Here is a 13,890-nt window from a genome sequence, read left to right as displayed (position 1 = left end):
GATTTGTGGTATTCACGCAGTAGATGCCTGCGGTACCTGAGAGAAATATGGTCGCCGCCACATACTGCATGGCGGCAGACAAAGAAAAAAGCGCCTGAAGATGTTCCTCAGACGCAATTTCACGCATTGGTACTGTAACTAGGCTGCGCAGACATATCTTTTTTTGGCAAAACGTAAAAAGCGTCCAAAGGCAACATGCCTTCAGACGCTTTGAAACACAGAATACTGTAATCGCCAGGGCGATTTCGGATACTTTATGTCAGTATTATACCGCACCTACGGATTGTTTGCAAGGGATTTTCGAACTGAGTCACCAACGTAAAATGCCACATGGCCTTTCTTCCTGCTCCACGGCTTGGGAATCGTGAACCCGATATGTTTCAGAACATCAGCTGCCACCGGCGGGTGGTGATTTTTAATGCTTGTTTTTTCTCAAAGGAAACGCTATAATATGCTCACATAGTATCTGCGGCAGCCTAAGGCAGTCTTAGTTTCCGTGTTGCATAGCGTCCAGAGGTCTTTCTGACCTTTGGGCGCTTTTTTGTTTTCTGGACAAACGAATGCCCCTCTTAAACAGATCTCGCCCATCCTGGGCAAAAGCGTGTGGACTATTCTGGGTTCCACACGTTTTTTTATATAGATATCCCTGCAGCGGAACACCGCAAAAATCAAAAAGGAGATGAAAAGTCATGCAATCACTCGAAAGAATCCCGACACGGCAGAGAGCATCGAAACACGGTGATCCGGAATGAATACCAATTGGATTGGCGTCGCTTTCGTCAGCGAAGAGGTTCCAAACCGAGAACAAGTTGAGGATCAACTTGCGGAGAGGACAGAGGCTCTACGTCAAGAGGCCCAAACTGCTCTGGATGCCTGGCTCAATGAACAAGGCCTGGAACAGGTAATGGGGGTTATCATCCTGAAAAAAACTATTTAAGTCAATCGAGGAGGAACAAACGTGGCTACTTTAATTATCGAGATGGATGGCGGACTGGTCAACGAGGTCTACTCCACCCTTTTGGAGCCGCTCAACATTCAAGTCTACGACACCGATGATAGGCGAGATCCTGAACACGCCTATCTGTATGCCGCCAGTATCTATGCTTTGCAGTTTGGTGGAATGAGGCCCCAATTCCGGAGGGGCCATGACTACTCTGACCGGATTTGGGGGGCGCTGGAGCGCCGGCCAGAGTCCGCTGCCCTAGTCTCAGACCTGCGGCGGGCCGCTTCCCAGGCAGGGATCCAGGCCCAGGCTCAAGATGCGGCTTTCCTTGCCGGCTATCTGGAGGCATTTGGTGAATTCAAGGAGTTCGTCGACTACCTCAGTGCAGAAAAGAAGGTAAACGCAGAATTCCGGCAACAGATCGACAGACTGCTCGACCGGCAGATGGAGAAGTATTTCACCTTCGCCGAGCAAATTAACACCCCGGAGCGGTACGACGGCGGCCATGATGAGACTGCCATCTCAGGGCGAACTCTGGACTGTGAGGGAGGGGCTAAGGATGGTGTTTGAAAATCAGATTTGCGACCGCTGTCATAGGCCTACAGTCACCCGGATCATGTCCATGTTCAATCTGGATACCATGATGCTCTACGAGGTCATCCGGTAATCCGCTACACAAGCCGGGATTGGAGCATCCAGTTCCGGCTCAAAAAAGGAGATTGTATATGAAGACAATCAGTACCGCCTATTATGAGAAAATGGCCGAAGCTAAGCAAACCTTCTGTGCCTTTTGCATGAGAGGGGCTATGCCGTTCCTGGAAGACTGCAAGGACTGCAAGATAAACCGGATGTTCAAGGCAGTTCAGGCAGTCATCAAGGAGGAAACCACACCACAGGATGAAGCTGCGGTTGAGAAGACCCGGAATGCCTACGATGGGATTGACCTTCCAAAAGAGATGATAGAGTCTCTTGGCAGGGGGCCGAGAAATCATGATGGTTTCCGCACAAGCCCAGCATTCCAGCTCTTTATCACCAATGGCGCTTACCCAGACGTGGAGGTACAGCTAATAGAGAGCAAGACTGGATTCCCTGATTTCTCTGGCTCTGAGGAGGAAACATCCAGTCGGTCAACGGTTCACTATTTGAACTACCTCGAAAAAGGAGTTGGCGTTCCGTCTTCCATCCAACTTTGGGACCTTACATATGATACGCTGAAAGACGAACTGAAATCCTTACTGGAGCGGATGTTCAACAGGAGCATCCATCAGTTCTGGGGGATTCAGGCGCTCCCATTCCCGGAGCGGTATTTTATCACAAGTCGGTCTGCAGAGGAACTGGCCGCAGATATGATGAGCGAGGTGGGGGGCTATCAGGCTTCGGACGTGGACGAATATGGCTGTGTGTACAGCCAGGAACACTATGTAGGCTGCCTCAGAAACAGCAATATCACACCACATGGACAGAACACAAGCGGAGAGGTCTACATGAGGCTAGGCAAGTTCCCACTGAAAAATTCCGAAAAATACTTCATCGAGACCCGGTGTACGATTTCTCCGATGTTCATCGACACCCAGCTCGTCAAAGGCAGGGCAGAGGACAGCATTACCAAAAAAATTTATAGCATCATCTGCTATATTGCAGCCCGCGAGATGATGGTGAAAGACACAAATCAAAATTGAAGGAGCGACAAATGACAAATATGATTGCAGTAAAAGTGACATACGATAAGGTGATTCAAATATGAATGAAAAACACTCTGCCGTCTGTTACATCTTCCGGGATGGTGCCTTTTCCCCGATACAGGAAGCCAAGTCGTTTCAAAACGAGTTTGGCTTGGATCTGTTCCAATATAAGGGAGCTATCTATGAAGGCAGGACAGGTTTGTGCCTTTGTAATTTGCAGCAGTCACAGGACCTATCAGGCTTTATGGAACGGCACGGCGGTCTGGAATCAATCGAAAAACAGATTACAAACAGTTTGGGCCGTACCGGCCTCTCTCCCCGCTACACCCGCCCGAACGAGAAGAAAAAGGATATATTCCCGCCAAAGGAGAGGGATGAAAACCGTGTTTTTTCCAAGGACTTGATGGGTAAAAGGCACTACTACTACCGTTTTTACAATGAAAACGGCATCGAGCTTTACACCTTGGAAAATAAGCGTGATTCATGGCCGACGATCTTTATCCCCTGCGACGGCTTTATGGTGGGCATCGACCAGCGGAGCCGGCTGGCGGAAGTCCTGAAGTGGCTGTCCACGCTGGAACACGGTATCCGGGCTGAGATTGAACGGGTCTTCAACCAGAGTATGGCGGCTCCAGATCGCTGGGCCGATCTTGGCTTTGCCAACCTCTTGGGGCGGCGCGAAGAGGCTGAGGCACACAACGCTCCCATTTGGGCAGAGCGCCAACGGCAAGCCAAACTGCGAGAGGCAGAACTGGAAGCCCAGGCGCGTCAGCGTGAACAAGAGTTACAAGACCGCTATACCTCCGCCATCCGAGAGGCGGAGCAAAACATTTTAGCCGGAAAAGAAGTTGTAAATCAAGATATCAACGGCAAGTCTCTGATCATGCAGCTTTTTCGGGAGCATGGGATTTCAGTTCCTCTAAAAACACAGGGCTGGATTATCAATACGCTACACAGTATTCGATATTCCCCACAGAGTGGTCAATGGAGTTACCGCTACCATAAAGGCAGCCGCAACAGTATGAAACTGCCCGAACTACTTTCCAAGTTGCTGGCTGCAATCCAGAGCAAGCCGCCGCATGTTGGAGATACCGCGGATATTCCGGCCATTCACGCCACTGGCAGCAGTACCCGTTGACCCTAAAGAGGCAACAATAAAATTAGCAAGAGCGAGGTCTAAATAATGCGGACATTACAAAAATTCAAACTCGGCACTTTCGAGGTGACACAGCCTAAATTGATTATTTCCGATCCCTGTTACGCGCCCGGTACCTGGTGCATGGGCATCGTTCCCAATGCCCAGCCGGGGATTTGGGAGGCAGAGATTGGCTTTTTCCATGAAGGGAAGCACGATGCGGCAGTAGCCTATCTGGCCGCGTTCCATCAGCATTGCCCACCCAAAAACCAGTTAATTGCACGGGAGGAACTCTTCAAGGTTGGCGTAGACAGCGGCCAAGCCGGTGTGTTCGACAAGCCGTTCTACCGTGCCGGTGCTGATGCAGGCCAGATACCCAGCGAAGATGCACTGGAAGCGTGGTACAACAGCTGTTGCAACCAGACCTTACATACAGACCACTATGCCGGTGTTATTCCACATGGCGTTGTATCCAATTCCGGGTATGGGGATGGCGGTTATATCTGTTACTCCTACCATCTGTCTAAAACACAGGGGCAGGATATCACATGAGGCGTCATGATCAATTTTGATGTGGTGCGCCTGACCCAAATCAATAGGCTTCTGCTCCAATAACACTCAGCGGGGAACCACCTAAACGGGCGGTTCCCCGCATTTCCTTTTAGAAGGAGGTATTCCGTTTGAACATTCTAAGCTGTGGTGCGGGGATGCAGAGTACCGCCCTGGCCCTGATCTCCTGCGACCAGACCAGAAGTAAGGTCGTACACCCGCAGGTACCCCGCTATGATGCCATCATCTATTGTGATCTTGGCTGTGAGCCTGCCTGGGTAGCGGATCAAGTGCGTTTTATTGAACGCGCCTGCGTTGATTGCAACATTCCTTTTTACATTCTCCAGAGTAATCTGTATCAGGACTATATGCAGCGGTTCGGGCGGCAGAGGGTTTCAGCCATGCCGTTCTGGACATTAGACGAGCAGGGAAAAGCAGGACGGATCGCCCGCCGCTCCTGCACCGTGGACTACAAGGTTTTGATGATCCAAAAGTTTGTCCGATATGAACTTCTGGGCTACCGGCCCTATCAGCGGCTTCGCCCAGAGGATATCGGCACCCATGAACTCCACATTGGCTTTTCCAGTGAAGAGGCTCATCGTTCCTTTCCCAGCCGACACGCTATGTTTCAAAACCGATTTCCGCTTATCGAGATGGGTTGGGAACGAAAGGACTGCTACGCCTATAATCTGGATGAGTGGGGCCTGGACAGCAAGGCCAGCGCCTGCCTGATCTGCCCTTTCCACCGCAACTATTTCTTTCATCACATAAAAAACAACTTCCCGGCGGACTATGCCTCAGTAGTCAATTTTGACAATATGCTGGCCAAATGGCAGCCAATGAGCAAAATCAAAAACCGGGTCTTCCTCTCCCGCTCCCGCAAGCGGATCATCGACCTCACTCCCGCTGATTGTGATGACGCACAAACCTTTGAATACTGCGGTCACCAAATCTGGAACGGGTTCTAGGCATTTAGACTGTCTCAACTGTACATATACCGTCTTGGCTAGTTGTTTTGCCTGCTTTGCCGAGAGGGGACAGCATCCGAAGTTCACAACTTCCCCTATAAACAAAAAGACACGCCCCCTCAGGAACGGTGCATTCCTGAGGGGGCGTGTCTTTTTATTGCACTTCCCCTTTTTATCTTACCCATGCCGCCCCAATGGTACCGGCCTCAAAACAGTCCCCACCCCATTCAAGGTATGGAGTGGGGACTGTTCTCACAGATTGAATATATCCAGATTTTTGAGCATATCATCCAGATCTTTCTCGCTTGGCCCGCTGGCATCTTCCGGCTGGCCCTGTTCAAGTTGGAGTTTTAAGGTAGTTTTCAGTTTTTCCAACGAGGCGTCTATCATACTTTGGATTTTTGCAAATGTCTGTTCATCTGTGGGCGTTGAATGAACTGAAATCACGATTTTTGCATCTTCCGTCATTACCTCGGGGTGATTCCCAATGTACTCCCAGACAGCTTGGACGACCAGATCACTTTTGCGGTTCTTCAATCTTTCCAGTAAATCTCCGACTGCAATCTTTTCCGCAGTATCCCGGCTCCATCCGAGAGAAAATCGGAACTTATCATCCCTCCGCAAAGAACTCCCCTCCGTGATTCTGCTGTGTCATCCGCCGCAACTGCGCCGTAGCCAGCATTCCATAGCCAATGGCATTGGCTTTAGAATCCAGCACAAAATCCGCCTGAGCCACTTGGGAGGACTCCTCAATGAAGTTTTGGAATAGAATGGACCCGCCTCCGATAAAAATGGCCGGATTGGCTCGTAGGTCTACCTGCAGTTCACGCAGTTTATCCAGAATTCCATTGGCATAACTGCGTACCGTGGCAAATACAACCTCCTGCACCTCAGCGGATAGGGTCGTGGACCGCCCTTGGATGATATCCACGATGTGGTCATCCTCAATCTTCATATCATACATAGCATTCACCCTGCCGATAATATCGTTGGACATATGAATCACTCCCATCTCCAAACTGCGGCAGAACTGCATGTCAGGTACAGAATTGCGAAGCAACATAACGTCTGTGGTAAAGCCTCCAATATCAATAATGAAAGTGCGCGGGATCTCCTTCAGGCGGGCTGCCTGCGGTACGACCGCTGCATAAGCCTGAGGATAGACCAGCACATGCCGGATCACGAGGCAGACCGGTGTTCCGTTAAAGACAAAGTTCACTGTGCCGCGCTTAAAATACTCTGCAAACCGCTGCCGCAGCGCATAATGCTCCGGGGGCAATCCTACGGCCAGATCCGTTTCCACCATTGGGCTCATAGTATCGCTCTTCTGCAGTTCCTTCGCAATGGCAAAAAGGGTCAGGATAAAATATCGGTCATCTTTCGTCTTGTCCCGCATATAAGAGATGCGTTTGCCGGACAGCGTCCAATACTTGCCGCCATATTCCAGAATGTCCGTATCAACGGGTGGACGGATCGGATAATCGGCCAGTCCGGAGGAAAACACGAAATTGACGGTTTTGATAGACGAGTTGCCATGATCAACTGGAAATAGCATGAGAAATCACTCCTTAGTCTTTCTGATATGTTATTACACAAATGAAAATGCGTTTTTACAACAAAATGCGTAAAAACAGCGGGACATGCTGCGCATGTCCCGCTGTCCACTTCTGTTACTTTGGAGGATTGCCCTTATTCATGCAAAACTCCCAGATGTAATCATCCAATCCGTTGTAATCCGGAACCCACAAATAGGTTCCAAATGTGACATTCTGCTTGGCCAACAGTTCAACAAGGTTCTGATAGGCACTTTCCACATGCCAGTTTTTCAGATAGTCCATATCGAAGCAGGTCATGATATGACGGACTCCCATGGGAATCAGATCCCTGAGGGCTGACTCCAAATGTTGCAACGAGGTCACCCCTGGAATAGCCAACATCGTTTGGCCTGTAAAGTGGTTGACGATGTCCGCTTTCATATATCCTTCAATCAGAAGAATCCTCTCTCGAACCGGCCCGACCATATGGCACCAGTTCTCACCCATGGCTCCGTCCAGCTCGTCCCTACTGGAAAAGGTCAGGAACTTACCGCCCTTTTTCATTTTATGATCAAGGCGAATTTGAAAACCTTGTATCTTCCCAAAGTAGGTTCCCGGAATCAGAATCCCCCTACGCCACACAGCCATTGTCCATCGCCCATCCTTGTCCCGATAAAATCCAGGGACGCCAAACAGCGTATATCCCTCGTCCAGCAAGGACTGGGCCAGTGCATGGAACCCCACAACAGGCGTAGACTTATAGCCCAGCCGTTCAATGGCTTCGTCGGTCAAACCGCGGCTGAGGAGATTTTCACGGTGGTCCGGCGCCAGGGTGAGCCGGTTGAGCAAAGCACGATAGACCCGGTCCCGTTCCTCCAGCGGCGCAAGGCTTGCCTGGGGCTTCATCGGCGGAGGCTGCAGTTTCTTTCTGGTAGCCGCTTTCCCTGCGGGATAGCTGATGTCTCTCTGCAGTCTCGCTGTAAGGTCCTCCAAGACCTTCTCCCGCGGGATGCCCATGTAGTAGGCATAGAGATCGAAGACACCACCCTGGAATTGTCCGCACTTGGGACACCGATACACATTCCGCTTGAGATTGATGTTCAGATGCTTCTCCCTTGAACCTGCACGGTCGCATAATGGGCACGGGATATTGTAGGCACTCTTTCCATTTGGAGGCTGTGGGATTGGGAGCAGCGGCAGAATATCCGTCATTTGATAGCGAAGTTCCATGGAAAGCTCCTCTCCGGGGGACGGTCTGGTGGCGACCGTCCCCCATGTTTATTCAGGCGCTCTCCTCCATGGACTGTTCGCAAATGAGTTTTGCGGCCGCAGAGATCTCAGGATCGCCCTGAAATTTATTCGCTACCCACACGAGGGCTTTTGGATCCTCCCTCAGTACATCCCCAAGCGTCTTGCCGCTGTATTTGCTGATAGGACAGGGTGTACTCATTGCTTTCTCCAATGGATCTACCGGCGGCTGGGCGGCTGGTGTGGGCATCGGCATTGTCATATGCATATTCGCGGAGGCCCCTCCAGGCTCTGGCAAATCCTGCGGAGATTCTTCCCCGCTCCAGACGATGCCGCTCAGTTCATCCACTGCTGGCATATCAAAGGCGTCGCCGGCCGCAGCGAACTGGAGTCCAAAGCCAGCGTACTGCAACGCCCGGCCGATTGCTGCTGTCTGTGCCCATTCCCGCGGGGAAACCGTCGGCTTGTCCGGCAAATAACCTCGTGACGCTGTGGCCTCCGCCAAATACTGATCTGATGGATTGGTATAATTGGCATAAATCCGTGCTGTGGCTATGAAGCACTCCTTGGCTGGAGTCACCGTGACAGCGACACGGCCTTCCGGATGCTTGAGCCAGAACCACGCGAGTTGTCCCATAACCGGCAGGCGAAGGCGCTTTTCATGGGTATTGAGGTCGGCGTATTCCACTGCCAACGGCGAGGGATCAAAACCATCCACCGCATTGATCTGCTGAATGGCTGCCAGTGCTGCCTGTTTCTCGTCTTTCATGATGCATTACCCTCCTTAGCCTTTTTAATCGGTACGAATGTGTTCCGAAACTGCAGCCATGCCGGCAGCAGTGTTGTAATAACCCGGTTAATTTCTTTCTTGTATGCCATGGCAGCCGTAGGCGAAAACGCTGAAAATCGCTTACGGTAGTCTTGGATCACACGTCCCAGGTTACTCTGAGCGGCTTCCCGCTCTTTCTGTGTATCCGGACCGCGGTCCGGCCCATAGCGACGTTCCAACGCAAGACTCTGCACATAGGCGTCCATCATCTGGTAATGCCCCAGCAGTTCGGGGGTATTCATCGAAACAGGCGCACTGCGCAGGTACATCTGACATGTCTCCAACACGCCGACCCGGTACACAATTTCGCCGTAATACCACAGGTCGACTGCGTTAATGGGTGCCTGTGCCATGCGCTGCTCCAGTTCGCCTCGGAGCGCATAGTAATTTTCCAGGACTGTGGCCATCTGTCTGGTCCTCCCTCTATTCTTTTATCAATTCGTTGATCCGTTCAGCCAGTGCCGTATTTCTGCGGTCAGTATCCGTCGTATTGATTGCACGCACAACAGCCTCCCAGTCTCCCACAACGATAACGCGGATCTTGGCGCGGGTTTCCGCCGTGTAGAACAACGCACGATTCAGCATTCTCCCGTGTATGTTCTGGACACTGATAAGCACGGAGGAATATTCTGCGCCCTGAGATTTGTGGATGGTGGTGGCATAAGCCAGTTCCAGTTGGCGGAGAGACTCCAAATCCTCATAGGCCACAATACGGTCATCCCCAAAATCCACTTCTACCAAAAAACCGTCTGCATCCCGGACGATGGTTCGGATATATCCGATATCACCATTACTGGCAAAATCCCGGTTTTTCATCTGCATCACTTTGTCACCCACGCGAAAGGTCCTCTGCCCGATTTCCAGTTCCGCCTTTTCCGGTGAGGGTGGGTTGGCAATATCGTGCAGGGCCGCGTTCATACTCTGAACGCCAGTTTCGGACTTTTTACGGAACGGGGTCAAAAGCGCCACATTGTCCACGCCGTGCCGAGCGATCTCATTCATGTAGAGACGCTCCAGCCATTGTGCTGACTGTGACACATCTGCCGAGGCCCAGAACTGAAAATCGTCCCCTAAGTCCAATCGCTCATTGCCGTGCCGGATACGCTGTGCATTCTCCGCTACGATGCTGCCCTCACTCTGGCGAAACACCTTGTCCAGGATGACCGAAGGTAGCTTCCCGCAGCCCAGCAGTTCGTGGAGTACGGCACCCGGCCCGACGGAGGGAAGTTGATCTGCATCTCCCACCAGAATCAAGCGGCAGCCGGGTGGCAGTGCGGCAAATAGGTGCCATGTGGTTATCATATCCATCATGCTGACTTCGTCGACAAGGACCAGATCTGCCTTCAGGGTTTCAGGCTCTCTCAGTTCGTGGATTTCACCCGCCTGTAGGTTCAGCGCCTTATGTACCGTAGATGCTGCAAAGCCAGTGCTCTGTTCCATACGCCGCGCCGCACGCCCGGTCGGTGCACAGCAGACAACAGCGGCATTGGGAAATGCCGCGTGATAGATATTGAGAATTGCCCGCTGGATGGAGGTCTTCCCCGTACCCGGACCTCCGGAAATGATGCAAATCGGCGATGTCAGCGAAGTCTTGATGGCGTTCCTCTGCTCCTGAGCGAAGGTGAACCCCATCTCTTTCTGCTGGGCATCAATCTCGTCATCCAGGTCGCCCATATAGGGCAATTTGTCCCGGTGCAGCATCTCGCAGACCTGTACAGCCACATCGTTCTCAGCCTGTGCTATGATAGGGCGATAGACATGGTCGCGGTAAATCGCAAGCCGATTGTCTTTGAGCATTTCAAATGCCCGCTGGGCAACAGCCTTCCACGTCACTGCCGGTGCGCGGAGTAAATTGACCGCCCTCTGCACAAGGCGTTCCTTGTGCATGGACAGATGCCCGCTGGATTCTGCTTGTTTCAGCGTACAGAGCAAGCCGGCATCCAGCCGTTCCGGCGCATCCATCGGGATCCCGTTGGCCTGCGCCAGCCTGTCTGCTGTTTCAAAATCAATCAGATCACGCTCAAATACCATGTATGGAAACTGAGCCAGTAATGTCTGCGCATCGAGACCCAGTTGCCTCCTCAGATGGATGGCCTGCATCGCGCTGATATCAAAGGGGGCAAGCATATTGATCAATTTGCGGGCGCTGCGGGTTTCCATATAGGCGTCACAGAACTGGTCTCTTTTCTTTTGACTGATGCCGGATACCTCCTCGATCCGTGTAGGATCACGGTCTAATACCTCCAGGGACTGCTCCCCGAAAGTATCGTAGATTCTTTCGGCCAATTTTTTCCCGATGCCAGGTATCATCCCCGACGAGAGGTAGGACACAATCCCGGCCTTACTGGATTCAACCAGTTCCTCATAAGACTCCATCTCAAACTGAAGTCCGTATCTGGCATCTTTCTTCCAATGTCCAGCCATATCGACCTTTACACTAGAAACGGTAGGCAGGTAGTGCCCCACCACCTTGATGCTGGAAAGTCTGTTTCCTTGTGCGTCCAGTACCTTTTCATGGGGCCTGAACAGTGCGATCATATAACTGCCGTCCCGCGCCTCCTCCACTGTCTTCGGGTAGAGCAGGCGGCTGAAACTGCATTTCATGAATTGATTCCTCCTTATAGCGGAATCGGAGTATCTTGAAATCCTCTCACAGAATACCCCGATCCAAAAGACATATTTTGCTCCGTAAAGACGGCCTTGCCCGTTTTTTGTATAAGCGCAGGGCTGCTCTACACATAAGCACACCCTGCGCCGCCCATCGTCATACAGGCTGGATGGTCACCTTGACCTTGCGGCTCTTTGATGCTTTCAGCGCCTCTTGATAGATGTCCGGATGTTCTTTTTTGAGATAGTCCGAGCTCACGCGCTTGGTTACCTCGGTCACAAAATCCACTAACAGCTTATCCGTGGTTGTGGTAAGGATCCCATGCTCATGATTCTTCATCAGTTCTGCAACTCGCACGCTGTGTGCTTTTATAGCCTCCTCATTTTTCTTGATTGCACTTTTTAACTCCACATTTTCCGCTTGAAGACTCGCGATTTTCCGCAGACGTGATTCAAATTTTTGCGGAAATTCAATTGTGGGCAGTCCTTTTTGACTGGCACCGTAAATTCGCGCCAGGGCCTCCATAGCCAGCTTCGGCTTCACATCCTCCATAGTCGGAGGCTGATCATGACGCAAACTCCAGATCCACCGGTCCAACTTCTCAAAAATGATATCCTCTTTGCCCTGTTCCCGCTCGATGTGGGGCATGGCCAAGTCGTGCTCCGGGTTGTTGCCCCAAAGCGCCGCGAAAGCCCCGTGCTTTTCATCCAATACCGCAAGATAGTAGCGAAGCTGAATTTCGTAGTAGATTGGGATAGCTCCGTCAGCCCAGTCTTCTGCCTTGTGATATGTCAGGGATTTGCACTCCAAAACACCGCCTTCGCCGTCATTCTTCCGCGTGTAGCGCCGGTCAATATTGGCGAGAGCGTATTTCAGATAAGCATGCTGATAGAGATAGTTGTCATCCGTGACGACATTACCCGTCCTCCTGGCGTAAAAGTACGCTGCAATCGGCTCCAACATATGTCCCATAGCCAGTTGGTCGGGGTTCGGGGGCGGCTTCGGCTTCATGCGCCCCTTTTTGATCATCCAAAGTTCCAGGGGTGTCGTCCACGGCGACAAACCGAAGATAACGGCAACATCGCTGCCGCCAACGGTATACTCAATATCTCCCTTAGGACCGTGCGCCCTGCATTCCAGCCATCGCGTTCTCGACATACCTGTGCAGTCGCACAGAATATTAGGTGCAGCCATTACCACTTCACCTCCCGGGCATAGTCATAGTCACGCCATTTGAGCGTGAGTGCCCGGGCCATATTTTCCTGCAGGGCCAACAGTTTGCTCTCCGGCGTCCCCTGGGTCTTGAGGATAAAGGGGATTTCCTGCATGGCTACAAACACATCATGGGCAGTGGCGCTGTCTTCCCCAATCGCCATCTCGAACATGTCGATGGCCTCCATCGCCGCCTTTTTCGGCAGCGCTAGGCGTTTGCAGATGGCCGTCATGGCATTGACCGGGTGATCTAGGTGGATAGACAGCAGGCCGCTCAATCTGGCAACCGAGTCCCCAAACTGAGCGAACAGCATATCAAGGCTCTCCACGAAGTCAGGGACCTTGGACTGCCGGCGGTGTTCCACGGAAATCATACCGCCAATATGGATGGGGTACTGTAACCCCACCAGCAACGCCGAAACCTTTGCCGAGGCCACCCCGGTGTCCGATGTAGAAAAGCGGATACCAGGCATCAACTTGGCGGCCATAGCGGTCTTCCCCTCTGCCGCCAACAATTTTGTGTAGGTATCCAGCAACTCTGTCTTTTGGTCAGGCAGTGTCCATGAGGCGCTTGTAATGGAATGATCTACATAACCGCCGGAAAACTGGTTGCCCGGGAACCGCTCGTCCATCTTGCTCTGTAAGCCGTCCAGTAACTGATCGATCTCCAACACGGAGTAGTCACGGGTATCTCCGGAATGAGCGGCCGAGACCTTCTCATCGCGGACGAGCAACAGGGCGCTGTCCTTATGGAGCGCCAGGCAGGAATTGATCAACTCCGCAAGTTTTTCACGCGGGAGTTTGGGTAGTGCAGAACCGCCGACTTTCGCCCGGTCCAGCAGGCTCTTATAAGCGGTATCGCGCAGCGGGAAGAATTTGTCCTTGACTTTGATGGCCAATTTCAGATTCTCTGCCGTGTCCTCGATTGCATCACGGGAGACAGAGGAATCGAAACTGGTCGTGTCGTTGAACAGGGGCGATGCCTTATCCAGCGCCGCCACCTCCAGATTTTTGACCTCGGTGCGCTCCCAGCGGCTGTCAGTTCGGATCTTCTCGTGGTAACTGAGCATGTCCGGGAATGCGCTGAACTGGGTGTGATAGCTGTCACAACAAGATTTCACCATGGTTTTGTTCTCCTTTCTTTTTGTAGCCGGAACTTCCTGATATGCAAAAACAGCGTT

At 51.9% G+C, this 13,890-nt stretch carries 14 protein-coding genes; 6 read left to right on the top strand and 8 right to left on the bottom strand.

The genetic code is table 11. The features are described 5' to 3' along the window. Window positions 1-748 precede the first annotated feature (748 nt). The 6 genes from KJS55_RS11630 to KJS55_RS11605 all read left to right on the top strand — a co-directional run bounded on the left by KJS55_RS11630 (window position 749) and on the right by KJS55_RS11605 (window position 5,277). Window positions 749-937 (top strand): hypothetical protein, encoded by a 189-nt coding sequence (locus tag KJS55_RS11630; protein ID WP_055180072.1) that lies wholly within the window; start codon window positions 749-751, stop codon window positions 935-937. A 21-nt stretch (window positions 938-958) separates the two neighbouring features. Further along, window positions 959-1,513, top strand: coding sequence for a hypothetical protein (locus KJS55_RS11625; protein WP_055180070.1), 555 nt, complete (start codon window positions 959-961; stop codon window positions 1,511-1,513). A 155-nt stretch (window positions 1,514-1,668) separates the two neighbouring features. Further along, complete coding sequence (locus KJS55_RS11620; RefSeq protein ID WP_055180069.1) at window positions 1,669-2,622, top strand: hypothetical protein; 954 nt, start codon at window positions 1,669-1,671, stop codon at window positions 2,620-2,622. A gap of 61 nt (window positions 2,623-2,683) precedes the next feature. Beyond that, window positions 2,684-3,763: a hypothetical protein gene (locus KJS55_RS11615; RefSeq protein ID WP_178279567.1), complete on the top strand. Its 1,080-nt coding sequence runs from the start codon at window positions 2,684-2,686 to the stop codon at window positions 3,761-3,763. A 45-nt stretch (window positions 3,764-3,808) separates the two neighbouring features. Continuing rightward, complete coding sequence (locus KJS55_RS11610) at window positions 3,809-4,312, top strand: DUF4241 domain-containing protein (protein ID WP_055180067.1); 504 nt, start codon at window positions 3,809-3,811, stop codon at window positions 4,310-4,312. A 128-nt stretch (window positions 4,313-4,440) separates the two neighbouring features. After that, the gene (locus KJS55_RS11605) at window positions 4,441-5,277 is read left to right on the top strand and encodes a hypothetical protein (RefSeq protein ID WP_228300523.1); all 837 of its coding nucleotides are present in this window, start codon (window positions 4,441-4,443) and stop codon (window positions 5,275-5,277) included. A 252-nt stretch (window positions 5,278-5,529) separates the two neighbouring features. On the opposite strand, the gene KJS55_RS11600 is transcribed toward KJS55_RS11605, so the two are convergent. The 8 genes from KJS55_RS11600 to KJS55_RS11565 form a co-directional block, all read right to left on the bottom strand. Further along, a complete protein-coding gene (locus KJS55_RS11600; RefSeq protein WP_055180065.1) occupies window positions 5,530-5,901 on the bottom strand; it encodes a hypothetical protein in 372 nt (123 codons plus the stop codon). Then, the gene (locus KJS55_RS11595) at window positions 5,888-6,832 is read right to left on the bottom strand and encodes a ParM/StbA family protein (RefSeq protein WP_050624435.1); all 945 of its coding nucleotides are present in this window, start codon (window positions 6,830-6,832) and stop codon (window positions 5,888-5,890) included. Before KJS55_RS11595 ends, KJS55_RS11600 begins: the two co-directional genes overlap by 14 nt. Window positions 6,833-6,947: 115 nt before the next feature. Further along, the gene (locus KJS55_RS11590; RefSeq protein ID WP_050624434.1) at window positions 6,948-8,042 is read right to left on the bottom strand and encodes a DUF3854 domain-containing protein; all 1,095 of its coding nucleotides are present in this window, start codon (window positions 8,040-8,042) and stop codon (window positions 6,948-6,950) included. Window positions 8,043-8,094: 52 nt separating this feature from the next. After that, on the bottom strand, window positions 8,095-8,829 hold the full coding sequence (locus KJS55_RS11585; RefSeq protein WP_050624433.1) for a hypothetical protein: 735 nt from the start codon (window positions 8,827-8,829) through the stop codon (window positions 8,095-8,097). Next, window positions 8,826-9,296, bottom strand: coding sequence for a hypothetical protein (locus KJS55_RS11580; protein ID WP_050624432.1), 471 nt, complete (start codon window positions 9,294-9,296; stop codon window positions 8,826-8,828). The genes KJS55_RS11585 and KJS55_RS11580 overlap by 4 nt, the downstream gene beginning before the upstream one ends. Before the next feature lie 16 nt (window positions 9,297-9,312). Continuing rightward, window positions 9,313-11,493, bottom strand: coding sequence for an SF1B family DNA helicase RecD2 (gene recD2 / locus KJS55_RS11575; RefSeq protein ID WP_055180062.1), 2,181 nt, complete (start codon window positions 11,491-11,493; stop codon window positions 9,313-9,315). Window positions 11,494-11,653: 160 nt separating this feature from the next. Continuing rightward, window positions 11,654-12,691 carry a YqaJ viral recombinase family nuclease gene (locus KJS55_RS11570; RefSeq protein ID WP_055180060.1) on the bottom strand — a complete coding sequence of 346 codons (1,038 nt, stop codon included), beginning with the start codon at window positions 12,689-12,691 and terminating at the stop codon, window positions 11,654-11,656. Further along, complete coding sequence (locus KJS55_RS11565; RefSeq protein ID WP_055180058.1) at window positions 12,691-13,833, bottom strand: hypothetical protein; 1,143 nt, start codon at window positions 13,831-13,833, stop codon at window positions 12,691-12,693. Before KJS55_RS11565 ends, KJS55_RS11570 begins: the two co-directional genes overlap by 1 nt. Window positions 13,834-13,890 lie beyond the last annotated feature (57 nt).

This window comes from Pusillibacter faecalis, assembly GCF_018408705.1.
In the GTDB taxonomy this organism is placed as follows: Bacteria; Bacillota; Clostridia; order Oscillospirales; family Oscillospiraceae; genus Oscillibacter; species Oscillibacter faecalis.
Note: the sequence above shows the minus strand (reverse complement) of the source record. Positions and strands in the feature narration are given on the sequence as shown.

Excerpts from the sequence above, each read along its gene's own strand:
- KJS55_RS11630 (WP_055180072.1), top strand. The coding sequence starts at position 749 with ATGAATACCAATTGGATTGGCGTCGCTTTCGTCAGCGAAGAGGTTCCA.
- KJS55_RS11620 (WP_055180069.1), top strand. The coding sequence starts at position 1,669 with ATGAAGACAATCAGTACCGCCTATTATGAGAAAATGGCCGAAGCTAAG.
- KJS55_RS11615 (WP_178279567.1), top strand. The coding sequence starts at position 2,684 with ATGAATGAAAAACACTCTGCCGTCTGTTACATCTTCCGGGATGGTGCC.
- KJS55_RS11610 (WP_055180067.1), top strand. The coding sequence starts at position 3,809 with ATGCGGACATTACAAAAATTCAAACTCGGCACTTTCGAGGTGACACAG.
- KJS55_RS11595 (WP_050624435.1), bottom strand. The coding sequence starts at position 6,832 with ATGCTATTTCCAGTTGATCATGGCAACTCGTCTATCAAAACCGTCAAT.
- KJS55_RS11590 (WP_050624434.1), bottom strand. The coding sequence starts at position 8,042 with ATGGAACTTCGCTATCAAATGACGGATATTCTGCCGCTGCTCCCAATC.
- KJS55_RS11585 (WP_050624433.1), bottom strand. The coding sequence starts at position 8,829 with ATGAAAGACGAGAAACAGGCAGCACTGGCAGCCATTCAGCAGATCAAT.
- KJS55_RS11580 (WP_050624432.1), bottom strand. The coding sequence starts at position 9,296 with ATGGCCACAGTCCTGGAAAATTACTATGCGCTCCGAGGCGAACTGGAG.
- recD2 (WP_055180062.1), bottom strand. The coding sequence starts at position 11,493 with ATGAAATGCAGTTTCAGCCGCCTGCTCTACCCGAAGACAGTGGAGGAG.
- KJS55_RS11570 (WP_055180060.1), bottom strand. The coding sequence starts at position 12,691 with ATGGCTGCACCTAATATTCTGTGCGACTGCACAGGTATGTCGAGAACG.
- KJS55_RS11565 (WP_055180058.1), bottom strand. The coding sequence starts at position 13,833 with ATGGTGAAATCTTGTTGTGACAGCTATCACACCCAGTTCAGCGCATTC.